This window comes from Pseudomonas sp. CM25, assembly GCF_013179705.1.
Classification (GTDB): Bacteria; Pseudomonadota; Gammaproteobacteria; order Pseudomonadales; family Pseudomonadaceae; genus Aquipseudomonas.
Genome location: NZ_JABMCW010000063.1, coordinates 1 through 21,593, shown reverse-complemented (window position 1 = coordinate 21,593; position 21,593 = coordinate 1). Strand labels below are relative to the sequence as shown.

The 21,593-nt window shown below is 62.8% G+C and carries 22 protein-coding genes; 9 read left to right on the top strand and 13 right to left on the bottom strand.

From position 1 onward, the window contains the following. The 4 genes from lon to cmoB all read left to right on the top strand — a co-directional run. Window positions 1-1,755: endopeptidase La (gene lon, locus HP546_RS09700; RefSeq protein ID WP_172223576.1), on the top strand; the 1,755-nt coding region annotated here is incomplete at its 5' end. A gap of 108 nt (window positions 1,756-1,863) precedes the next feature. Further along, entirely contained in the window at window positions 1,864-2,256 is a 393-nt protein-coding gene (locus tag HP546_RS09695; RefSeq protein WP_172223573.1) for a protease inhibitor I42 family protein, read from the top strand. Window positions 2,257-2,345: 89 nt separating this feature from the next. Then, the gene (cmoA, locus tag HP546_RS09690; protein ID WP_172223569.1) at window positions 2,346-3,089 is read left to right on the top strand and encodes a carboxy-S-adenosyl-L-methionine synthase CmoA; all 744 of its coding nucleotides are present in this window, start codon (window positions 2,346-2,348) and stop codon (window positions 3,087-3,089) included. Then, window positions 3,086-4,042 carry a tRNA 5-methoxyuridine(34)/uridine 5-oxyacetic acid(34) synthase CmoB gene (gene cmoB, locus HP546_RS09685; protein ID WP_172223566.1) on the top strand — a complete coding sequence of 319 codons (957 nt, stop codon included), beginning with the start codon at window positions 3,086-3,088 and terminating at the stop codon, window positions 4,040-4,042. The genes cmoA and cmoB overlap by 4 nt, the downstream gene beginning before the upstream one ends. Window positions 4,043-4,107: 65 nt before the next feature. Here the strand turns inward: cmoB and HP546_RS09680 are convergent, their stop codons facing one another. Continuing rightward, on the bottom strand, window positions 4,108-4,311 hold the full coding sequence (locus HP546_RS09680; protein WP_172223563.1) for a hypothetical protein: 204 nt from the start codon (window positions 4,309-4,311) through the stop codon (window positions 4,108-4,110). A gap of 258 nt (window positions 4,312-4,569) precedes the next feature. Between HP546_RS09680 and HP546_RS09675 the strand changes: the two genes are divergently transcribed. Then, window positions 4,570-5,244 (top strand): heavy metal response regulator transcription factor, encoded by a 675-nt coding sequence (locus HP546_RS09675; RefSeq protein ID WP_172223560.1) that lies wholly within the window; start codon window positions 4,570-4,572, stop codon window positions 5,242-5,244. After that, window positions 5,241-6,623: a heavy metal sensor histidine kinase gene (locus HP546_RS09670; RefSeq protein ID WP_172223557.1), complete on the top strand. Its 1,383-nt coding sequence runs from the start codon at window positions 5,241-5,243 to the stop codon at window positions 6,621-6,623. Before HP546_RS09675 ends, HP546_RS09670 begins: the two co-directional genes overlap by 4 nt. A gap of 111 nt (window positions 6,624-6,734) precedes the next feature. Here HP546_RS09670 and pdxJ read toward each other — a convergent pair whose 3' ends face one another. From pdxJ to rpoE, 10 genes are all read right to left on the bottom strand, one after another. After that, on the bottom strand, window positions 6,735-7,457 hold the full coding sequence (gene pdxJ, locus HP546_RS09665) for a pyridoxine 5'-phosphate synthase (protein WP_175586180.1): 723 nt from the start codon (window positions 7,455-7,457) through the stop codon (window positions 6,735-6,737). A 61-nt stretch (window positions 7,458-7,518) separates the two neighbouring features. Further along, the gene (recO, locus tag HP546_RS09660; RefSeq protein ID WP_172223551.1) at window positions 7,519-8,202 is read right to left on the bottom strand and encodes a DNA repair protein RecO; all 684 of its coding nucleotides are present in this window, start codon (window positions 8,200-8,202) and stop codon (window positions 7,519-7,521) included. Window positions 8,203-8,326: 124 nt separating this feature from the next. Beyond that, window positions 8,327-9,229 (bottom strand): GTPase Era, encoded by a 903-nt coding sequence (era, locus tag HP546_RS09655; RefSeq protein WP_172223548.1) that lies wholly within the window; start codon window positions 9,227-9,229, stop codon window positions 8,327-8,329. Beyond that, window positions 9,222-9,911 (bottom strand): ribonuclease III, encoded by a 690-nt coding sequence (gene rnc / locus HP546_RS09650; protein ID WP_012273927.1) that lies wholly within the window; start codon window positions 9,909-9,911, stop codon window positions 9,222-9,224. The genes era and rnc overlap by 8 nt, the downstream gene beginning before the upstream one ends. Window positions 9,912-10,072: 161 nt before the next feature. Next, a complete protein-coding gene (gene lepB, locus HP546_RS09645) occupies window positions 10,073-10,927 on the bottom strand; it encodes a signal peptidase I (protein ID WP_172223543.1) in 855 nt (284 codons plus the stop codon). Window positions 10,928-10,932: 5 nt separating this feature from the next. Next, window positions 10,933-12,732 (bottom strand): translation elongation factor 4, encoded by a 1,800-nt coding sequence (gene lepA, locus HP546_RS09640; protein WP_016498174.1) that lies wholly within the window; start codon window positions 12,730-12,732, stop codon window positions 10,933-10,935. 180 nt (window positions 12,733-12,912) lie between these two features. Next, the gene (locus HP546_RS09635; protein ID WP_372242422.1) at window positions 12,913-14,313 is read right to left on the bottom strand and encodes a DegQ family serine endoprotease; all 1,401 of its coding nucleotides are present in this window, start codon (window positions 14,311-14,313) and stop codon (window positions 12,913-12,915) included. A 209-nt stretch (window positions 14,314-14,522) separates the two neighbouring features. Then, the gene (locus HP546_RS09630) at window positions 14,523-15,488 is read right to left on the bottom strand and encodes a MucB/RseB C-terminal domain-containing protein (protein ID WP_172223536.1); all 966 of its coding nucleotides are present in this window, start codon (window positions 15,486-15,488) and stop codon (window positions 14,523-14,525) included. 12 nt (window positions 15,489-15,500) lie between these two features. Beyond that, entirely contained in the window at window positions 15,501-16,091 is a 591-nt protein-coding gene (locus HP546_RS09625; protein WP_172223533.1) for a sigma-E factor negative regulatory protein, read from the bottom strand. 31 nt (window positions 16,092-16,122) lie between these two features. Next, entirely contained in the window at window positions 16,123-16,704 is a 582-nt protein-coding gene (rpoE, locus tag HP546_RS09620) for an RNA polymerase sigma factor RpoE (RefSeq protein ID WP_003252049.1), read from the bottom strand. Between the two features lie 435 nt (window positions 16,705-17,139). Here rpoE and nadB point away from each other — a divergent pair, with 435 nt between their 5' ends. Beyond that, window positions 17,140-18,744 carry an L-aspartate oxidase gene (gene nadB / locus HP546_RS09615; RefSeq protein ID WP_172223529.1) on the top strand — a complete coding sequence of 535 codons (1,605 nt, stop codon included), beginning with the start codon at window positions 17,140-17,142 and terminating at the stop codon, window positions 18,742-18,744. A 133-nt stretch (window positions 18,745-18,877) separates the two neighbouring features. Here nadB and HP546_RS09610 read toward each other — a convergent pair whose 3' ends face one another. Both HP546_RS09610 and HP546_RS09605 read right to left on the bottom strand, forming a co-directional pair. Beyond that, window positions 18,878-19,342 (bottom strand): protein YgfX, encoded by a 465-nt coding sequence (locus HP546_RS09610; protein WP_172223525.1) that lies wholly within the window; start codon window positions 19,340-19,342, stop codon window positions 18,878-18,880. Beyond that, complete coding sequence (locus HP546_RS09605; protein ID WP_172223520.1) at window positions 19,326-19,580, bottom strand: succinate dehydrogenase assembly factor 2; 255 nt, start codon at window positions 19,578-19,580, stop codon at window positions 19,326-19,328. Before HP546_RS09605 ends, HP546_RS09610 begins: the two co-directional genes overlap by 17 nt. A gap of 133 nt (window positions 19,581-19,713) precedes the next feature. Between HP546_RS09605 and HP546_RS09600 the strand changes: the two genes are divergently transcribed. Further along, on the top strand, window positions 19,714-20,655 hold the full coding sequence (locus tag HP546_RS09600) for a folate-binding protein YgfZ (protein ID WP_172223517.1): 942 nt from the start codon (window positions 19,714-19,716) through the stop codon (window positions 20,653-20,655). A gap of 55 nt (window positions 20,656-20,710) precedes the next feature. Beyond that, window positions 20,711-21,517: an HDOD domain-containing protein gene (locus HP546_RS09595; RefSeq protein WP_172223514.1), complete on the top strand. Its 807-nt coding sequence runs from the start codon at window positions 20,711-20,713 to the stop codon at window positions 21,515-21,517. Window positions 21,518-21,593: the final 76 nt, after the last annotated feature.

The following is a 21,593-nucleotide window of genomic DNA, read 5'->3' as shown; positions in this document are numbered from 1 at the left end:
CCCATGCTCAAACGCATGGAAAAAGTCTTGCCCATGCTGCGCAAGGAAGTGGAAGTGGCGCGGCTGCAGAACGAGATCTCGGCCGAGGTCAACCGGCAGATCGGCGAACACCAGCGCGAATTCTTCCTCAAGGAACAACTCAAGGTCATTCAGCAAGAGCTGGGGCTGACCAAGGACGACCGCAGCGCCGACCTTGAACAGTTCGAGCAGCGTCTTGAAGGCAAGACCCTGCCGCCGCAGGCGCGCAAACGCATCGATGAAGAGATGGGCAAACTGGCCATTCTCGAAACCGGGTCGCCCGAATACGCCGTCACCCGTAACTACCTGGACTGGGCCACCGCCCTGCCGTGGGGCGTCTACGGCAAAGACAAACTCGACCTCAAGCACGCGCGCAAGGTCCTCGATCAGCACCACGCTGGCCTTGACGACATCAAGGAACGCATCCTCGAATTCCTTGCCGTGGGTGCCTGGAAAGGCGAGATCAGCGGCTCGATCGTGCTGCTGGTGGGCCCGCCCGGCGTGGGCAAGACCAGCATCGGCAAGTCCATCGCCGAGTCGCTGGGGCGGCCGTTCTACCGCTTCAGCGTCGGCGGCATGCGTGACGAAGCCGAGATCAAGGGCCATCGCCGCACCTATATTGGAGCCCAGCCCGGCAAACTGGTGCAGGCCCTTAAAGATGTCGAAGTGATGAACCCGGTGATCATGCTCGACGAGATCGACAAGATGGGCCAGAGCTATCAGGGCGACCCGGCTTCGGCGCTACTGGAAACCCTCGACCCGGAGCAGAACGTCGACTTCCTCGACCATTATCTCGACCTGCGCCTGGACCTGTCCAAAGTGCTGTTCGTGTGCACCGCCAACACCCTCGACTCGATCCCCGGGCCGCTGCTCGACCGCATGGAAGTGATCCGCCTGTCCGGCTACATCACCGAAGAAAAACTCGCCATCGCCAAGCGCCACCTGTGGCCCAAGCAGTTGGCAAAGGCCGGCGTGGCCAAGACCAGCCTCGCCATCAGCGACAGCGCCTTGCGCCTGGTGATCGAGGGCTATGCCCGCGAGGCCGGGGTGCGGCAACTGGAAAAGCAGCTGGGCAAACTGGTTCGCAAAGCCGTGGTCAAGCTGCTGGAAGATCCGGCTGCCAAGATCAAGATCGGCCCCAAGGACCTGGAAACCACCCTCGGCATGCCGGTATTCCGCAGCGAGCAGGTGCTGGCCGGCAAAGGCGTCATCACTGGCCTGGCCTGGACCAGCATGGGCGGCGCCACGCTGCCCATCGAAGCCACCCGCATCCATACCCTCAACCGTGGCTTCAAGCTGACCGGCAAGCTGGGCGACGTGATGAAGGAATCGGCTGAAATCGCCTACAGCTATGTCAGCTCCAACCTCAAGCAGTTTGGTGGCGACCCGGGCTTCTTCAACGAAGCCTTCATCCACCTGCACGTTCCCGAAGGCGCCACGCCCAAGGACGGCCCGAGCGCCGGCATCACCATGGCCAGCGCCCTGCTGTCGCTGGCTCGCGACCAGGTGCCGAAGAAAGGCGTGGCCATGACCGGCGAGCTGACCCTCACCGGCCAGGTGCTGCCGATTGGCGGGGTGCGCGAGAAGGTAATTGCCGCCCGGCGGCAGAAGATCTTCGAGCTGATCTTGCCGGAGCCTAACCGCGGCGACTATGAGGAGCTGCCCGACTACCTGCGCGACGGCCTGACGGTACATTTCGCCAAGCGCTTCGCCGACGTGGCCAAAGTGCTGTTCTGACCCGTACCGGCCTCTTCGCGGGCTTGACCGCGAAGAGGCCGGCACCGGCAACACAAAACCTCACCCGCATCGGTTATCCTCAGGCCATTCCCAGCCTCCGGAGCCAACATGACCGTCCCTCGTCTGCTCGTTCCCCTGAGTTTTACCCTGCTTTCTGCCTGTGCTCAACAGCCCACCAACCCGATCGAGCTGGACGCCGAAAGCGAATGCCCCATCCGCCTGCAGGTTGGCCAGGCACTGACGCTCACCTTGCCCAGCAACCCGTCCACCGGCTACCGCTGGCGCATCGAAAACCCGGCTTCGAACATTTTGCGCAGCCTCGGCCCGGAGGTGTACAGCGCCCCCGATGAGGTAGGCGTGGTAGGCAGCTCGGGTGTTTCCACCTGGCGCTACCAGGCCAGCACCGCGGGCGAGGGCCACTTGTTGCTGGTCTATCAGCAACCCTGGGCCCGAGACGTAGCACCGGTGCAAACCTTCGATTGCGTGGTGCGCGTCAACTGAACGGGCAGCGCCGGTCAGCCAACCATGCATCCTGGCGACAGTTTGGCTAGAATGCGCACCCTGCATATCGCCAGCCGCCTGGATTCACCGTGAGCAAACAACCCGACCGCCTCTTCGCCCAGCCTCTGGAGCAGGTGCCCGATTTTGTCTTCAACGAGGACGTGGTGCGCGTGTTCCCGGACATGATCAAGCGTTCGGTGCCCGGTTACCCGACCATCGTCGAAAACCTCGGGGTGCTGGCTGCGCGCTTCGCCCAGCCGAACACCGCGCTGTACGACCTGGGCGCGTCATTGGGTGCCGTCACCCAATCGCTGCGCCGGCATGTGCGCGCCGACGGCTGCCGGGTGATCGCGGTCGACAACTCGGCGGCCATGGTCGAGCGTTGCCGGCAGTACCTGGTTGCCCAGGATTCGATGTTCCAGGAGCTGCTGCCAGTTCAGGTACTGGATGCCGATATCCTCGCCCTGCCGTTCGAGCCCGCTTCGGTGGTGGCGATGAACTTCACCCTGCAGTTCATCGCCCCCGACCAGCGCCTGCAGCTGCTTGGCCGCATCCGCCAGGCGCTGTTGCCCGGAGGCGCGCTGATCCTCTCGGAAAAACTGCGCTTCGCCGATGATGACGAGCAGGACCTGCTTAACGAACTGCACCTGGACTTCAAACGGGCCAATGGCTACAGCGAACTGGAAATTGCCCAGAAACGCAGTGCCATCGAAAACGTGATGAAGCCCGACACGCTGGAAGCCCACAAGGAACGCCTGCACGCCGCCGGCTTCTCGAAAGTGGTGCCCTGGTTCCAATGCCTTAACTTTGCCTCGTTGATAGCCCTGCCATGATCGATCTGTCCCCCCTCGTCCGCCGCCTGGCGGGTACGCCCCTGGCTTCCTGGTCGCAAGGCCTGCAAGCGCAACTGGAAGCCAAGCTGGAGAAGGGCCACGGTGACCTCGACCGCTGGCGCGGTGCGCTCGATGCCCTGCCCGCCCTGCAACCGAGCGAAATCGACCTGGTCAACGGGCTGCGCCTGGACTGCGACTGCGACGACGCCACCCGGGCCCGGATGCACCAGGCACTGATGGGCCTGTCGCCATGGCGCAAAGGGCCGTTCGACCTGTTTGGCGTGCACGTGGACACCGAATGGCGTTCGGACTGGAAATGGTCACGCATCGCCCCGCACCTGGACCTCAAGGGCAAACGTGTGCTCGATGTCGGCTGTGGCAACGGCTACTACCAGTGGCGCATGCTCGGTGCCGGCGCCGACATGGTAGTCGGGGTCGACCCCAACTGGCTGTTCTTCTGCCAGTTCCAGGCCGTGCAGCAGTACCTGCCGGACCTGCCAGCCTGGCATCTACCCTTCGCCCTGGAAGAGCTGCCCGCCAACCTGGAAGGGTTCGACACGGTGTTTTCCATGGGCGTGTTCTACCATCGCCGCTCGCCGATCGAGCACCTGCTGGCGCTCAAGGACTGCCTGGTCAAAGGTGGCGAGCTGGTGCTGGAAACCCTGGTGGTCGAGGGCGATGAGCAGCAAGTGCTGGTGCCAGAGGACCGTTACGCGCAGATGCGCAATGTCTGGTACCTGCCGTCGGTACCGGCGCTGGAACGCTGGCTGCGGCGTGCCGGCTTCAGCGATGTGCGTTGCGTCGACGTGAGCGTGACCAGCGTCGAGGAGCAGCGTAGCACCGAGTGGATGCGCTACCAGTCGCTGGGCGACTTCCTCGACCCGAACGACCACAGCAAGACCATCGAAGGCCTGCCGGCGCCGCGCCGCGCCACCCTGCTGGCGCGCAAATAAAAAAGGCGCCCGGTTGGGCGCCTGAACCTGCGGCGAGGAGCTGTCGCGACGCAGGTGCTGTTACTTCAGTCCCTGGCCACCTCGCGGGCCTTCTCCTGCGCCTTGCGCTCACGCTCGGCAACGGCCTGTTGCCTGTCGCCGTACAGGCGCTGCTGGTCTTCGCGGAAGGCTTGCCAGAACTCTCTGGAGCGCTCCGCACCGCCCTCGGCGTAGACACTGGCGCTGCCCAGGGCAAGGGTGGCCAACAGCAAGTATTTGGTCAGGTTCATCGTGGTCGCCTCGTGATAACCGATCAGATGGGGCCATCCTAGCGAGGGTTAGCTAACGGCAAGGTGAGGCCGGGATTACAGTCCTGCAATGTGGCCATGCGTTGCCTGTTCGGGCCGAACAGACAGCCAGATAACGCCAGGATTACAAATCCGTTATCTGCACCGCAGGCCCTTACTCATGCCGTAACATCCCGGGCCTTGACCCTGATGTCACTACAGGGTGGAAAATCCCCTCTCTTCATCATCCCGAGCCCCCTCATGCGCCTACTGATCATCGAGGACGAACTGCGTACCGCCGATTACCTGCAACAGGGCCTGCGCGAGAACGGCTACGTGGTCGACTGCGCCCACACCGGCACCGACGGCTTGCACTTGGCCCGTCAACAGCCTTACGACCTGGTCATCCTCGACGTCAACCTGCCCGAGCTCGATGGCTGGACCGTGCTCCAGCGCCTGCGCGCCGAATCGACCACGCGCATCATGATGCTCACTGCCCACGGCCGCCTGGCGGACCGGGTCAAAGGCCTGGACCTGGGTGCGGACGATTACCTGCTCAAGCCCTTCGAATTCCCGGAGCTGCTGGCACGCATCCGCAGCCTGTTGCGCCGCAACGACCAGCAAATGCAGCCCGGCACCCTGCGTGTTGCCGACCTGGAGCTGGACCCGGGCCGCCACCGCGCCTACCGCGCCGGGCAGCGTATCGACCTGACCGCCAAGGAATTCGCTTTGCTGCACCTGTTGATGCGCCAGACCGGCGAGGTGCTGTCCCGGACGCAGATCATCTCGCTGGTGTGGGACATGAACTTCGACTGCGACACCAATGTGGTCGAAGTGTCGATTCGGCGCTTGCGGGCGAAGATCGACGACCCCTTCGACAACAAGCTGATCCATACCCTGCGTGGCGTTGGCTATGTGCTCGAGGCACGCGTTTGAAAAACGCCAGCCTGTCGCTTCGCCTGGGACTGAGCGTGACCCTGATGGGCGCCGCACTGGTGCTGCTGCTGGCCTGCCTGGCGGTGTTCGCGCTGGAGCACGAACTGGACAGCCGCGCGCGCAAGGACCTGGCCCGCAAGATGCTGCAGGTCGAGCACAACCTGCGCGTCGACCTGCGCAGCGAGGACCTGGGCAGCCGTGCCCATCCGTTGCTCGACCTGGTGATGGGCCACGACAACCTCAGCCTCAACGTACTCGCCCTCGACGGGCGCCACCCACACCTGCTCAGTCTGGGCCCTGCCGTGGAATCGCGGGTCGGCGACCTGCACACCGACATGCGCCTGAATTTCCACGAATGGCGTGACAGCAGCGGCAACCAGATCCTCACCGTCACCCGCCAGATGCGCCTGCGCGACGACACCCCGGTGCGGGTCATGATGTCGCTCAACCGCGCCGACGACCAGGACCTGCTCCAGGCCTATCTACGCTCGACCCTGCTGGCCCTGCCACTGTTGCTGGTGCTGATCGGCGCCGGTGCCTGGTGGCTGATGCAACGTGGCCTGAAGCCGCTGCGCCGGTTCCGGCGCATTGCCGGGCAGGTTTCAGCCCAGGACCTGCAGCACCGGCTGCCTGTCGCCGGCCTGCCGCTGGAACTGGCGGAGCTGGCGCGCAGCATCAACATCATGCTCGACCGCCTCGACCAGGGCGTGCGTCAGTTGTCCCAATTCTCCGACGACCTCGCCCATGAGTTGCGCACACCGCTGAGCAACCTGATGGGCAAGGCCCAGGTGACCCTGGCGCGTGAACGCGACAACGCCAACTACCGGGAAGTGCTGGAGGACAGCGTCGAGGAACTGACCCGGCTTAATCGCATCATCAACGACATGCTGTTTCTTGCCCAGGTCAGCCAGCCGCAAGCGCAGGTGGCGCTGAAGCCGTTGGCGCTCGCCGATGAGGCGTCACGCGTCAGCGAGTTGTTCGCATTCAGTGCCGAGCTAAAGGGTATCGAGTTGCACTTGCAGGGCTGGGGGACAGCACTGGCCGACCGCCTGAGTTTTCAGCGAGCGTTGTCGAACCTGTTGAGCAACGCCATTCGGCACAGCCCTGAGGACAAGCCTGTGGAGTTGCGAATCGAACGCCAGGGGTGTGAAGTTCGGCTATCAGTGGAAAACCAGGGGCCTGGTATTGCAGCAGAACACCAGTCGCGCTTGTTCGAGCGGTTTTACCGGGTAGGTTCGGGGCGCTCGCGGCTGGAGGGAGGCACAGGGCTGGGGCTGGCGATCGTCAAGTCGATCATGCAGTTGCATGGTGGGCGGGTCGAAGTGAACAGCGAAACCTTAGGGCCTACGCGGTTTACCCTGGTGTTTCCTGCTGAGTAAGCTGCCGCCTGTTCGGGCCCATTCGCGGGTAAACCCGCTGCTACATGGTTTGTATAACGCCATGTGGGAGCAGGTCTACCCGCGAATGGGCCCGAACAGGCAGCCTACCTGTCAGCGCGAAGCCGCGACGATCAGTGCCTTCATCTCGGCCACAGCGGCTTTGAAACCAACAAACAGTGCATGCGCCACCAGTGCATGACCGATGTTCAGTTCATTGATGCCCTTGATTGCCGCCACCGCCTCCACGTTGTGGTAATGCAGCCCGTGGCCAGCATTGACGATCAACCCCTGCCCCACGCCAAACGCCACACCATCGGCGACACGCTTCAGCTCCTCAGCCACTTCGCTCGGGGTTTGCGCATCGGCATAACGCCCGGTATGCAGCTCGATAGCCGGCGCGCCCACGCGGCGCGACGCCTCGATCTGCCGCTCGTCGGCATCGATGAACAGCGACACTTCGGCACCGGTACGTGCCAGGCGTTCTACTGCTGCCTTGATCCGTGCCTCCTGGCCCGCCACATCCAGCCCACCTTCGGTGGTCAGCTCCTGACGGGTCTCGGGTACCAGGCAGATATGCGCCGGACGGATCTGCTCGGCAAAGACCATCATCTCTTCGGTGACGCCCATCTCGAAGTTCATGCGGGTCTGCAGCACATCCTTGAGCAGCACCACGTCACGCTCCTGGATGTGCCGGCGGTCTTCGCGCAGGTGCACGGTGATGCCATCGGCACCGGCTTCCTCGGCATCCAGGGCGGCCTTGACCGGATCAGGGTAACGCGTGCCCCGGGCTTGGCGCAGGGTCGCCACGTGGTCGATATTTACGCCTAGAAGCATGCGGTTGCTGTGAGTCACGAAAGGCTCTCCTGAGGTATGAGCCCCACAGCATACGTCGTGATCAGCGCTTGCGAAACAGTTCCCGGCTGACCAGCGGTTTCGGCCCCAGGTGAACCGCCAATGCCTGGCGCATCAGGCGCTTGGCTGCCAACAAGGCGCCAGGGGCGTCCCAGTCGGCTTCAGCCAGGGCCAGCAGCTCAGTGCCACGGAACAGGCCCGGCTGCACCAGCTCGATCCGCTCCAGGCCGGCATCTACACGCAAGCGATACAAGCCGTCGGCAGCGATCGGCTGGTCGTTGACGTCATGCGCCAAGGAAAACGCATACCCGAGTTCGTCCAGCAGCCGCCATTCGAAGGAACGCAGCAGCGGCTCCAGCGGACGACCGGCGGCCAACGCTTGCAGGGTCAGGGTGTAGTGTTCGAACAGTGCCGGGAACGGCGCTTCGGCAGGCAACAGGCGCATCAGCAGCTCGTTGAGGTACAACCCGCTGAACAGTGCATCGCCGTTCAGCCAGGCGGCAATACCGGCGCTGTCCATGCGCCCGACGTTCTTCAGCTCGCCGCGTCCGCGCAGCTCTACCTCCAACGGCACGAATGACCGCACCAGGCTGCCACCCTTGCCCCGCGCCCGCCGCAGCACCGCACGTACGCGGCCCTGCGGGGTGAAGAAGTCCACCAGCGCGCTGGTTTCCTTGTAGGCACGGCTATGCAGGACGTAGGCCGGTTGGCCGACAACTTGATCCATGTGCGATCTCTACTATTCACAAACAACTGTGGGAGCGGGTTTACCCGCGAATGCGGTGGTGAATCCACTGACGCATTCGCGGGGAAACCCGCTCCCACAGAGTAACCTGAGCAGTCAGGTGGAGTTACAGGTCGCCGTAGCCCAGCGAACGCAAGGCGCGCTCGTCGTCGGACCAGCCGCCTTTGACCTTGACCCAGAGGTTGAGCATGACCTTGGAGTCGAACAGCACTTCCATGTCCTTGCGCGCCTCGGAGCCGATGCGCTTGATGCGCTCGCCCTTGTCACCAATGATGATCTTCTTCTGGCCGTCGCGCTCGACCAGGATCAGGGCGTGGATATGCAGCACATGACCCTGCTGCTTGAACTCCTCGATTTCCACGGTGATCTGGTACGGCAGCTCTGCACCGAGCTGACGCATGATCTTCTCGCGAACCAGCTCGGCAGCCAGGAAGCGGCTGCTGCGGTCGGTGATCTGGTCTTCGGGGAAAAAGTGGTCGTTCTCCGGCAGGTGCTTGGCGATCTGCGCTTCCAGCGCTTCGAGGTTGTGCCCCTGCTGCGCAGAAATCGGCATCACCTCGGCATTCGGCAGTTGCTCCTGCAGCCACTGCAGGTGCGGAATCAGCTCGGCCTTCTCTTCCATGCGGTCGGTCTTGTTGACCGCGATGATCAGCGGGCCGGTCACGTACTGCACACGCTCCAGCACCAGTTGGTCCTCGTCGGTCCACTTGGTACGGTCGACCACGAAAATAACCACATCGACGTCCTTCAGGGCAGCCGATGCAGTGCGGTTCATGTAGCGGTTCAGGGCCTTGTCATTGGCCTTGTGCATGCCGGGGGTATCGACGTAGATCGCCTGCACATCACCCTCGGTCTTGATACCGAGCATGTTATGGCGGGTGGTCTGCGGCTTGCGCGAGGTAATCGCCAGCTTCTGGCCGAGGATGTGGTTGAGCAGGGTCGACTTGCCGACATTGGGGCGGCCGACAATGGCTACGTAGCCGCAGCGGGTCGGGGTGTTATCAGTCATTGCCATTCTCCACGCCCAGGGCGATCAGTGCAGACGCGGCGGCAACTTGCTCGGCAATACGCCGGCTAACGCCCTGGCCACGACTCTTGTTGTTCAGCAGCACCACTTCGCATTCGACGAAGAAGGTCCGGCAGTGCGGTTCACCCTGGATATCCACTACCTCATAACGCGGCAGCTCACAGCTGCGCGATTGCAGAAATTCCTGCAGGCGGGTTTTCGGATCCTTGTTGGTGTCGACCAGGGTCAGGCCTTCGAATTCGTCGGCCAACCAGGCGAGCACACGTTCGCGTGCCGTGTCCATGTCTGCGTCCAGATAGATGGCGCCGATCAGCGCCTCCAGGGCATCAGCCAGGATCGACTCGCGGCGGAAACCACCGCTCTTGAGCTCACCCGAACCCAGGCGCAGGTATTCGCCCAGGTCGAAACCACGGGCCAGGCGGGCCAGAGTCTCGCCCTTGACCAGCCGCGCTCGCAGGCGCGACAACTGGCCTTCACGGGCCTGCGGGAAGCGCTCGAACAGCGCTTCGCCGGCGACGAAGTTGAGAATGGCGTCACCGAGAAACTCCAGGCGCTCGTTATTGCGCCCGGCATAGCTGCGATGGGTCAGGGCCAGGAGCATCTGGTCCTGGTTCTTGAAGGTGTAACCGAGCTTTCGCTCCAGACGGGCAAGGGAAGCAGTCATGCGGCCACCCGTTGGTTGTTCAACGCGTTGTTCAAATCAACATCCTGAAAGACTGTTTGGCTGTGGTACGCCGCTAAACACGGCGAATCTCCCGATCCCTGAGAACACAGCCTATGTCAGAAATGCATTCGGCGCTGTCTGCTGGACAGCGCCGAAGGGTATCAATGGATCAGACCAACCCGCGACAGGTTGGGCAGGTGGCTGAGCTTGGGCTCTGGCCAGCTCATCCAGACCGCAAAGGCCTTGCCGACGATGTTCCGGTCCGGAACCATGCCGTGCAGTTCCTTGGGAATGTTCGGATCATCCCAGTAGCGGCTGTCGTTGGAGTTGTCGCGGTTGTCGCCCATCATGAAGTAATGGCCGGCCGGTACGGTCCATTGCTGGTCCGGCGGCATGCGATAACGGCTCATTTCCTTGCGGATCAGGTGTTCGGCCTCGCCGAGCTTTTCCTTGTACAGCTCGGCGCTGCCCAAGGTGCCCGGTTCGGTACCCACCAGTTGCTCGGCAATCGGCTGGCCGTTGACGAACAGCCGCTTGTCGTTGGTATAGCGGATCTGGTCGCCCGGCAGGCCGACCACACGCTTGATGTAATTGACGTTCGGGTCGCTCGGGTAGCGGAACACCATCACATCACCGCGCTGCGGGTCACCCACCTCGATGACCTTCTTGTCCACCACCGGCAGGCGAATGCCGTACGAGAACTTGTTCACCAGGATGAAGTCGCCCACTTCCAGGGTCGGTTTCATCGACCCGGAAGGGATCTGGAACGGTTCGACCAGGAACGAACGCAACACCAGCACGATGAACAGCACCGGGAAGAACGACTTGCCGTACTCGACCAGCAACGGTTCCTTGTTCAGGCGTTCGACCACCGCCATCTCGGGCTGGCTGACGCTGCCCTGATAGTTGGCGATTGCCGCACGCCGGCGCGGGGCCAGGAACAGCAGGTCGATCAAGCCCAGCAAACCGCAGACGAAGACGGCGATGACCAGCAACAGCGGGAAATTTAGCGACATAGGACCTAGCTATCCAACCTGAGCACGGCGAGGAAGGCTTCTTGTGGAATTTCCACGTTGCCCACCTGTTTCATGCGTTTCTTACCGGCCTTCTGCTTCTCCAGCAGTTTCTTCTTACGGCTGACGTCACCACCGTAGCACTTGGCCAGTACGTTCTTTCTGAGCGCCTTGACGGTTGTCCGCGCAATGATCTGGCCGCCAATGGCTGCCTGGATCGCCACATCGAACATCTGCCGAGGGATCAGCTCCTTCATCTTCTCGGTCAACGCACGGCCTTTGTAGGCCGCGTTGTCGCGGTGCACGATCAACGCCAGGGCGTCTACCTTGTCGCCGTTGATCAACACGTCCAGCTTGACCAGGTTGGCCGACTGATAGCGATCGAAATGATAGTCCAGCGAAGCATAGCCGCGGCTGGTGGACTTGAGACGATCGAAGAAGTCCAGCACCACTTCGTTCATCGGCATGTCGTAACGCACCTGCACCTGGCTGCCGAGGAACTGCATGTCGCGCTGCACGCCACGCTTCTCGATGCACAGGGTGATCACGTTGCCCAGGTGCTCCTGCGGCACCAGGATGGTCGCGGTGACGATCGGTTCGCGGAAATCGGTGACCGCCGAGACGTCAGGCAGCTTCGACGGGTTGTCGACGATGATGGTTTCGCCGGTTTTCAGCTCGAGCTCGTAGATCACGCTAGGTGCGGTGGTGATCAGGTCCAGGTCGTATTCGCGCTCCAGGCGCTCCTGGATGATTTCCATGTGCAGCATGCCGAGGAAGCCGCAACGGAAGCCGAAGCCCAGTGCATCGGAGCTTTCCGGCATGTACTGCAGCGACGAGTCGTTCAGGGTCAGCTTCTGCAGGGCATCGCGGAAGTCTTCGAAGTCGTCGGAGCTGACCGGGAACAGGCCGGCGTAGACCTGTGGCTGGATCTTCTTGAAGCCTGCCAGTACTTCGACCTCCGGGGTCGAGGACAAGGTCAGGGTGTCACCCACCGGGGCACCGTGAATGTCCTTGATGCTGGCGATGATGAAGCCCACTTCACCGGCTTTCAGGTCAGCCGTCTGGGTATGCTTCGGGGTGAATACGCCGACGCTGTCGACCAGGTGCACCTTGCCGGTGGACTTGACCAGGATCTTGTCGCCTTTCTTGACCCGGCCCTGGCGCACACGCACCAGCGAGACCACGCCCAGGTAGTTGTCGAACCAGGAGTCGATGATCAGCGCCTGCAGCGGCGCGTCAATTTCGCCTACCGGCGCAGGGATGGTGTGCACCAGGCGCTCGAGCACCTCGTCCACGCCCATGCCGCTCTTGGCACTGCAGGCCACGGCGTCGGTGGCGTCGATGCCGATGATCTTCTCGATCTCGTCCTTGACGCGGTCCGGATCTGCCTGCGGCAGGTCCATCTTGTTCAGCACCGGCATGACCTCGAGGCCCTGCTCGATGGCGGTGTAGCAGTTGGCGACCGATTGCGCCTCGACACCCTGGCCGGCATCGACGACCAGCAGTGCGCCTTCACAGGCCGCCAGCGAGCGCGAAACTTCATAGGTGAAGTCGACGTGGCCTGGGGTATCGATGAAGTTCAGCTGGTAGGTCTTGCCGTCCTGCGCCTTGTAGTGCAGCGTGACGCTGTGGGCCTTGATGGTGATCCCGCGCTCACGCTCCAGGTCCATGGAATCGAGCACCTGGGCTTCCATTTCGCGCGCCGACAGGCCACCGCACATCTGGATGAAACGGTCGGCCAGCGTCGACTTGCCATGGTCGATGTGGGCGATGATGGAGAAATTGCGGATATGACTCAAATCACTCACGGGTCAACACTCGAAAAGGCTGCGAGCCGGACGCCCGCCGAAAAATAGCCGGGAATTGTACCTTAAACAGCAGGGATAGGGGAGGTTCCTCTGTCCGACTGTACACAGGATTCGCCCCTGCAATTGTGAACGTTCATGAAAAAGGGCAGCCGAAGCTGCCCTTGTCCCCTGCGAACGCGCTTACTCGGCGAGCTTGAAGGTGATGAAGCTGGCACGCCCCTGGCGCAGCACCCGCATCGACACCGAGCGGTTCTTCGGCAGGTCCTTGGCGATTTCGGTGAACTCCTTGGCCGAACCGATGGCCTGGTTGTTCAGATGGCTGATGACGTCACCCGGGCGCAGGCCGATCAGCGCTGCCGGGCCATCCTGGACTTCCTTGATGACCACGCCACCTTTGAGCTCCAGGGATTTCTTCTGCTCGGCGGACAGGTCGGCCACCGATACACCCAGGCGATTGCTGCTGCGCTCGGCGCTGCCTTCGGCACCGGTGCCGATATCGGCATCGTCATCCGGCATGGCACCCACGGCCACATCCAGGTTCTGGCGCTTGCCGTTGCGGATGATTTCGAGCCTGGCTTTCTCGCCATCCTTCAGGCTGCCCACCAGGTGCGGCAAATCTGCCGACATCACGATCGGTTGGCCGTTCATGCTCAGGATCACGTCACCCACCTGCAGGCCGCCCTTGGCTGCCGGACCGTTTTCCAGTACCTGCGCCACCAGCGCACCCGCCGGTTTGTCGAGGCCGAACGACTCGGCCAGGTCCTTGTTGACCTCTTGGATGACCACGCCCAGCCAGCCACGGCTGACCTTGCCGTCTTTCTTCAGCTGGTTGGACACATCGATCGCCACGTCGATCGGGATGGCGAACGACAGGCCCATGAAGCCGCCGGAACGGGTGAAGATCTGCGAGTTGATACCCACCACTTCGCCCTTCATGTTGAACAACGGGCCGCCGGAGTTACCCGGGTTGATGGCCACGTCGGTCTGGATGAACGGTACATAGGTGTCGTTGGGCAGGGTGCGGCCCTTGGCGCTGACGATACCTTTGGTCACCGAGTGGTCAAAGCCGAACGGCGAGCCGATGGCCAGTACCCACTCGCCAACCTTGAGCTTCTCGGAATCGCCCAGCTTGACGATCGGCAGGTTCTTGCCTTCGACCTTCAGCAGGGCCACATCGGTACGCGGGTCGGTGCCGATCAGCTTGGCCTGCAGCTCACTGCGGTCCGACAGGCGGACGATGATCTCGTCAGCATCGGCCACCACGTGGTTGTTGGTGAGCACATAACCGTCGCTGGAAATGATGAAGCCCGACCCCAGCGACATCGCCTCACGCTGGCGATCACCGCGCGGGGAGCGTGGCTGCTGCGGCATGTTGCGCTCGAAGAACTCGCGGAACATCGGCGGCAGGCCTTCCAGGTCCGGCATCTGCCCGGCGGCCATGCGCCGGTCCGGGAGCTTCTGCTTGGTACTGATGTTGACCACCGCCGGCGAGGCTTGCTCGACCAGGGTGGTGAAGTCCGGCAGGGCTTCCTCGGCCTGGGCGGTGAGCACCTGGCCGAGCATCAGCACGGCGGCGAACATCGATAGGTAGGATTTCAAGCGTGGTGTTGACATACGACTCCCGTCACAACGAGCGGTAGTTTAGAAAGGCCCCTGCACAACGCAGGAAAGGCCAGGCTCCTGAAAGCCTGACCTATAGAAAATTTGCCGATGGATTGCAAATGACAATGCTTTAATTTCATTTCAGCCGTATGTCCGCCCACCTTGGCAAAATTGCGAAAAGCGCGCCATCACTGGCGCGCCTGGGCATCCTGGGGGCGCATCGACAGTGCGACGCGTTCTGCCGTACCCAATGGGATTTCGCCGACCACGGTCACCATCACCTTGCCCTTGGGCGTGTTCAGGCGACGCGAAACCGCTGAAGTCGGGCCCAGCTGGGTGCGCATGTCGGTGCCGCCATCATCCTTGACCGATTCGAGGAATACCGAGAAACGCGCCAGGCCATCGTCGTACATGAGGCTGCTGACGGTGCTCCCGCGTTTCGGATCGGGGCGCACCGAACTGTTGACCAGCTCGAACCCGGGCGGCAGCCAGTCCGAGCGCCAGCCGGCGACGCTGTCGTTGCCAGCGGCCGCAACCTGCTGCACCGGCTTGCAGGCAGCGCTGGGGCGCAGGTCATTGTCGCTGGGCGGCTGACTGGTATCGAGGCGGGTCATCTGGAAGCGCTCCAGCAACTGCCCTTTGTCGTTGAGCATCAACGAGCGCAGCGGCAAACCGGTTAAACGGTCCAGATGCAATTCGAAAGCATAGCGGTGCTGGTCACGGGGGGTGAGCGTCACGATCACGGCGTCGCGCCCGGCGACCCGTGACTTGCCCGCCACGCTCAAGTCGTACCAACCCATCAGTTTCAGCGGATCAAGCACACGCGAGGCATTGTCCGGCGGCGTTGTCACACCGCTGACCAAGTCCCCGCTGACACACTCTACCTTTCCGTCCACGCGCACAATTTCCTGGGCGGCGCCATCGAGCTGCAATAGCCGCTCGCTGACCTTGCCGTCCACGACTTTGTGCCAGATATCGTGGGAAGAAAAACTGCCGTTGCGTTCGTAGACAAAAGAGCCTTGATAGCTCTGTTTTTGCTCGGCCTGTGCCAGCTTGTTCAGCCACTCATTCGCCTGGGGCGAAGAGTTGGCCGCCAATGCTGGCACCACCATGCAGCTGCCAATCAGCAGCGACAGGAGAGGTAGCGCGCGCATGATCCTCCTTACTTAACGGTTTTCCAGGCTGGCAGCGCGGGCATACGGCAAGGCGGTTTCAGTGCCCTTGAGCGCAGATTCCTGGGCGTGCTGGCGCAGATAGCCTGGCAGACGCTGATCCCATCCGGCCTGGTTCTGCAACACGCCGTTGGCCATTGGCCCGGTCGGTTGCTCACTGCTTTCACTATAGCCTGCCAGAACGGCCGGGCCCTGGGCTTGCGGCACGCTCAGACCCTGCTGGGCAGGTTGCTGGGCAGCCAGCTCGGCGCCGGTGATTTCGTCCTGGTTGTACATACGTACACCGGCCAGCACGGCCACGGTGACCGAGGCAGCAACCGCCAGGCGGCCAATGCTGCGCCACGGGCCTTTGTTGACCTTGGCCGGCACGGCTTCGTCAGCCAGCGCCGCAGACACCGCCGAGGCGATATCCAGGTTCGGCAGCAGCAGCTCCTTGTGCATGGCTGCACGGGCAACCTGGTAACGCGACCAGGTGGCACGGGTTTCGGCATTGTCGACGGCGCTCAGCACCCGACGCAGTTCCAGTTCGTCCGCTTCGTTATCCATCACCGCGGACAGCGATTCCTGCAAAGCTTCACGACTCATGGCGGTTCCTCTCTTGGCTGTCGCCGCTGTCTCAGGTTTCCTGCAACAACGGCTGCAGGGCTTTATCTATGGCCTCCCGAGCGCGGAAGATTCGAGAGCGCACGGTACCCACCGGACATTGCATGACACTCGCAATGTCTTCGTAACTCAGTCCGTCGAACTCGCGCAGGGTCAACGCCGTGCGCAGGTCTTCAGGCAGTTGCTGGATGGTGCGATGGACAGTGCCTTCGATTTCATCCCGCAACAACGAGCGCTCTGGGGACTCGAGATCCTTGAGACCATGATCGCCGTCATAAAACTCCGCATCCTCGGAGCTCACATCGCTGTCTGGCGGCCGTCTTCCACGGGACACCAGGTAGTTCTTCGCCGTGTTGATGGCGATGCGGTACAGCCACGTATAAAACGCACTGTCGCCGCGGAAGTTGCCAAGCGCACGGTAGGCCTTGATGAAGGCTTCCTGTGCTACATCCTGGGCCTCGTGGGTATCGTGAACGAACCGCACGATCAACCCGAGAATCTTGTGCTGATACTTCAGCACCAACAGATCGAACGCTCGCCTGTCACCGCGCTGCACGCGCTCGACAAGCTGCTGATCCTCTTCCTGGGTTAGCATGAACACTCCTCGGTGAACTCGAAGGAGCGCTGCATCAGCCATCGTTCAGGCTTGCAACCATAGACTCGGGCTTTGCGCAAAAGTTCTCCCCTCCAAGCAAGTTTCCTGCAGCCCTTGGTCGGCTTGCACGGAAGACGCGGCGCGGGCACGGCCGGCTACGTCGATAATCAGGTTTCGAATACGCAGGTACAGCCCGGAAAAGGCCTGCCACCCTGCGTCGCCGCGGCAAACTGTGGCGTGCGGGCAGCCTTCATAGGATTTCCGGGCATACCGGAAAGTTCCCGCAAAGGTTGTCGCGAACTGGCGGGCGGCATGGAAATTGGCCACCCGGGGCTGCTATAAAGGCTACCCGGCCAAGTTTAACGATAGTTTCACATTGCCATCGGCGCGTGACTATTGTGCCGTGCCCCTCCCGAAGATTACTAGTGTCCCGACATGAGCCAACAATTCCAACATGATGTCCTGGTGATCGGCAGCGGTGCCGCCGGTCTCAGCCTGGCACTGAACCTCCCCAGCCACCTGCGCGTCGCCGTGCTCAGCAAGGGCGACCTGGCCAACGGCTCGACCTTCTGGGCCCAGGGCGGTGTTGCAGCGGTGCTGGACAATACCGATACCGTACAGTCGCATGTCGAGGATACCCTCAATGCTGGCGGCGGCCTGTGCCATGAAGATGCGGTACGTTTTACCGTCGAGCACAGCCGCGAGGCCATCCAGTGGCTGATCGAGCAAGGCGTGCCCTTTACCCGCGACGAGCACAACAGCGTCGACGACGGCGGCTTCGAGTTCCACCTGACCCGCGAAGGCGGCCATAGCCACCGGCGCATCATTCACGCTGCCGACGCCACCGGTGCAGCAATTTTCACCACGCTGCTGGCCCAGGCCCGCCTGCGCCCGAATATCCAGTTGCTGGAGCAGCGTGTGGCGGTCGACCTGATCACCGAGCGCCGCCTGGGCCTGCCCGGCGAGCGCTGCCTGGGCGCCTATGTGCTCGACCGCAATACCGGTGAGGTAGATACCTTCGGCGCACGCTTCACGGTACTGGCCACGGGCGGTGCGGCCAAAGTCTACCTGTACACCAGCAACCCCGATGGCGCCTGCGGCGACGGCATTGCCATGGCCTGGCGCGCGGGGTGCCGGGTGGCGAACCTGGAATTCAACCAGTTCCACCCGACGTGCCTGTACCACCCGCAAGCCAAGAGCTTCCTGGTTACCGAAGCCCTGCGCGGCGAGGGTGCCCTGCTGCGCCTGCCCAATGGCGAGCGCTTCATGCCACGTTTCGATCCGCGTGAAGAACTGGCCCCGCGCGACATCGTGGCGCGTGCCATCGACCACGAGATGAAGCGCCTGGGCGTGGACTGCGTGTACCTGGACATCACCCACAAGCCCGCCGACTTCATCAAGAGCCACTTCCCAACCGTGTACGAACGCTGCCTGGGCTTTGGCATCGACATCACCCGCCAGCCGATCCCGGTGGTGCCAGCCGCGCACTACACCTGTGGCGGGGTTATGGTCGATGACCGCGGGCATACCGACGTACCAGGCCTGTACGCCATCGGCGAGACCAGCTTTACCGGCCTGCACGGCGCCAACCGCATGGCCAGCAACTCGTTGCTGGAATGCTTCGTGTATGGCCGCGCGGCGGCTGCGGACATCCAGGCGAACCTGGAGCAAGTGGCGATGCCCCAGGCCTTGCCTGGGTGGGACGCCAGCCAGGTTACAGATTCGGACGAAGACGTGATCATTGCGCACAACTGGGACGAATTGCGGCGATTCATGTGGGACTATGTCGGCATCGTGCGCACCAGCAAGCGCCTGCAGCGGGCCCAGCACCGCATTCGCCTGCTGCTGGACGAAATCGACGAGTTCTACAGCAATTACAAGGTCAGCCGGGACCTGATCGAGCTGCGTAATCTGGCGCAGGTGGCCGAGCTGATGATTTTGTCGGCGATGCAGCGCAAGGAAAGCCGGGGGTTGCATTACACCCTGGATTACCCGGGAATGCTGGATGAGGCGAGGGATACGGTGCTGAGTCCTTTGTGAGAGGGGGGCTGGGCTAGCGTGCGGGTTGAGACCGGCAGTTGCCCGCCTTGCCATCTCCAGCGCCTGTGAAATCGAGTGCCGCGCGGGCGGCGCTCGATTTCACAGGCGCCGAAAATGCCATGGTGAACACCTGTCAGCCCTGACCCGCCCCCACATCAGCCCAACGTCGCCGACTGAACTTCAACCGCACCCGCAATCGCCGATGCTCATCCGGCCTCAGCGCATCGCGCAGCACACACTGGCTCTCCCCCACACACCGCCCGGGCCGCACAAAACGCAACACCACCAACCCCGGTACCGCCACGCTGTCGCGACACAACCGCACCGGCTGCCAGCCACGCGCGCGGCTGAACACCTGCCAGCCGCGCATATCACGGCGCAGGCCGACAACGGCATGTTCATGGGTCAACAGAATTCGTCGGGGAATGGCGCAGCCAGCGTGGGCAATGCAGGCGGCGAGCACAGAAACGGCCAGCCACCCAGGCAGCGGGCTCGCACACACGGCAAGCCATGCCAGCACCTGACAGGTCAGGTAGGCCGCCAGCAGCAGGCGCGAGCCCTGCCAGCGGCACTCGAAGCACTCACTTGGGCTGGACACGGTCCAGAATGATGCGGACCATGCGCTGCAGCTCCGGGTCTTCGGACTCGGTACGCTCCATGAACCAGCCGAACATGTCCTGATCCTCACAGCTCAACAGGCGCACATACAGCTCGCGGTCAGTCTCGTTGAGGGTGGCGTACACTTCCTGGGTGAAAGGCACCAGCAGCACGTCCAGCTCCAGCATGCCGCGGCGGCTGTGCCAGAAAAGCCGGTTGAGTTCAGTTTGTTCGACCATGGGGCCCTCCTCGAATGGCCGGCCAGTATACAGCCAGGCGAGCGAAGCGGCACCGGGCGTTGGTCTAGTCACCTACCTATTTTGTTACCGGCGTTCTATGATGGCCGCCAGTCTTTAGCCACCGCGATGACCCATGGCCGATTCCGCTTTCTTCTGCCCCCTGTCCCACGAGGGCATCCTCGCCGTCCGCGGCTCCGATGCAGGCAAGTTCCTGCAAGGCCAGCTGACCTGCAACATCAACTATCTCAGCCCTGAATACGCCAGCCTCGGCGCCCGCTGCATGGTCAAGGGGCGCATGCAGTCAAGCTTCCGCATCCTGCCAGAAGGCAACGGCTACCTGCTGGCCATGGCCAGCGAGCTGCTAGACGCGCAATTGGCTGACCTGAAAAAGTACGCCGTGTTCTCCAAGGCCACGCTGACCGATGAAAGTGCCGCCTGGGCACGCTTCGGCCTGCAGGGTGGCGACACTGCACTGCAGTCGCTGGGGCTCGATGTGCCCGCAGACGCCGGCAGCACCGCGCGCCATGACGGCCTGATCGCCATCGCAGTGTCGGCGGGCCGCGTGGAACTGTGGGTACCTGCAGACAGCGCCGCCAGAGTGCGCCAGGCACTGGCCGGCGCCCTTCCCGAAGGCACCCTCGACGACTGGTTGCTGGGGCAGATCCGCGCCGGTATCGGCCAGGTCATGGGGCCAACCCGCGAGCTGTTCATCCCGCAGATGATCAACCTGCAGGCAGTTGACGGTGTCAGCTTCAAGAAGGGCTGCTACACCGGCCAGGAAATCGTCGCGCGCATGCAGTACCTGGGCAAGCTCAAACGCCGCCAGTACCGCCTGGCACTGGACCAGCAGGCTGCCCCCGCCCCGGGTGCCGAGATATTCTCGCCTACCCATGGCTCGTCGGTCGGTGAGGTGGTGCTGGCTGCCAATAATGGCGCGGGCTGCGAACTGCTCGCGGTGCTCAGCGCCGATGCGGTGGCCGACGACAATCTTCACCTGGGCAGCCTGGAAGGCCCGCGCCTGCAGGTGCTGACCCTGCCCTACGAACTGGACCGCGACCAGGAAATCCTGCGCTGACCAGCCTGCCCCGCCCCTGCGGCGGGGCCGCACCACCACTGCGGTAGACAAGCCCATGAACAAGCTGGCCGAGATGGTTCAAGCACAATTGCTTGATGCCATCGAAAAGGATGACCTGGTCCTGCCGACACTGCCCGAGGTTGCCTTGAGCATCCGCGAGGCAGCGGAAGACAGCGAGATCAGCGTAGCGGCCCTGAGCAAGGTAATCGGTCGCGATGCGGCCCTTTCAGCGCGCCTGATCAAGGTAGTCAACAGCCCATTGCTGCGCGCCGCGGTCGAGGTCACCGACCTGCATACCGCTATCACGCGGCTGGGGATCAATTACAGCTGCAACCTGGCCATCGGCCTGGTAATCGAACAGATTTTCCACGCACGGGCGCCGGCGGTTGAGCATAAACTGCGCGATATCTGGGCAAACAGCCTGGAAGTTGCCGGTATCAGCTATGAAGTCTGCCGTCGCTTCACCCAGCTCAAACCCGACCAGGCCACCCTTGGCGGGCTGGTCAACCAGATTGGCGCCCTGCCGGTGCTGATCTATGCCGAAGAGCACAACGAACTGTTGTCGGACCCGGTGTGCCTGCACTATGTGATCGAGCAGATTCAGCCGGTGCTGGGCGACAAGATCCTCAAGGCGTGGGAGTTTCCCGAGCAGTTGGTGAGCCTGCCAAGCCAGATCCAGGACCTGGACCGGCAGACCGACAAGGTCGATTACATCGACATCGTGCAGATCGCCCGCTGCATCAGCCAGCGCGGCCGCAACCGGCCGCTGGCAGCGCTGCCGGCGTACCGCCACCTGGGGTTGCCGTTCGGCACCGAACTGGAGGTGGATGAGCTGCTGGAGGCGCGGAGCATGTTGCGCTGAGCCTGTGCTGGCCTCTTCGCGGCAATCCGGTTCACCCGCGAAGAGGCCAGCACAGGCAAACCCATCAGTCGGCAAT

What these genes read in the sequence shown, in the direction of transcription:
- HP546_RS09680 (WP_172223563.1), bottom strand. Translation starts at nt 4,311, where the DNA reads ATGAACCTGACCAAATACTTGCTGTTGGCCACCCTTGCCCTGGGCAGC.
- HP546_RS09695 (WP_172223573.1), top strand. Translation starts at nt 1,864, where the DNA reads ATGACCGTCCCTCGTCTGCTCGTTCCCCTGAGTTTTACCCTGCTTTCT.
- rpoE (WP_003252049.1), bottom strand. Translation starts at nt 16,704, where the DNA reads ATGCTAACCCAGGAAGAGGATCAGCAGCTTGTCGAGCGCGTGCAGCGC.
- pdxJ (WP_175586180.1), bottom strand. Translation starts at nt 7,457, where the DNA reads ATGCTTCTAGGCGTAAATATCGACCACGTGGCGACCCTGCGCCAAGCC.
- HP546_RS09600 (WP_172223517.1), top strand. Translation starts at nt 19,714, where the DNA reads ATGGCCGATTCCGCTTTCTTCTGCCCCCTGTCCCACGAGGGCATCCTC.
- rnc (WP_012273927.1), bottom strand. Translation starts at nt 9,911, where the DNA reads ATGACTGCTTCCCTTGCCCGTCTGGAGCGAAAGCTCGGTTACACCTTC.
- HP546_RS09635 (WP_372242422.1), bottom strand. Translation starts at nt 14,313, where the DNA reads ATGTTCGCCGCCGTGCTGATGCTCGGCCAGGTGCTCACCGCCCAGGCC.
- HP546_RS09625 (WP_172223533.1), bottom strand. Translation starts at nt 16,091, where the DNA reads ATGAGTCGTGAAGCTTTGCAGGAATCGCTGTCCGCGGTGATGGATAAC.
- nadB (WP_172223529.1), top strand. Translation starts at nt 17,140, where the DNA reads ATGAGCCAACAATTCCAACATGATGTCCTGGTGATCGGCAGCGGTGCC.
- lepB (WP_172223543.1), bottom strand. Translation starts at nt 10,927, where the DNA reads ATGTCGCTAAATTTCCCGCTGTTGCTGGTCATCGCCGTCTTCGTCTGC.
- HP546_RS09605 (WP_172223520.1), bottom strand. Translation starts at nt 19,580, where the DNA reads ATGGTCGAACAAACTGAACTCAACCGGCTTTTCTGGCACAGCCGCCGC.
- era (WP_172223548.1), bottom strand. Translation starts at nt 9,229, where the DNA reads ATGACTGATAACACCCCGACCCGCTGCGGCTACGTAGCCATTGTCGGC.
- HP546_RS09630 (WP_172223536.1), bottom strand. Translation starts at nt 15,488, where the DNA reads ATGCGCGCGCTACCTCTCCTGTCGCTGCTGATTGGCAGCTGCATGGTG.
- recO (WP_172223551.1), bottom strand. Translation starts at nt 8,202, where the DNA reads ATGGATCAAGTTGTCGGCCAACCGGCCTACGTCCTGCATAGCCGTGCC.
- cmoB (WP_172223566.1), top strand. Translation starts at nt 3,086, where the DNA reads ATGATCGATCTGTCCCCCCTCGTCCGCCGCCTGGCGGGTACGCCCCTG.
- HP546_RS09595 (WP_172223514.1), top strand. Translation starts at nt 20,711, where the DNA reads ATGAACAAGCTGGCCGAGATGGTTCAAGCACAATTGCTTGATGCCATC.
- HP546_RS09675 (WP_172223560.1), top strand. Translation starts at nt 4,570, where the DNA reads ATGCGCCTACTGATCATCGAGGACGAACTGCGTACCGCCGATTACCTG.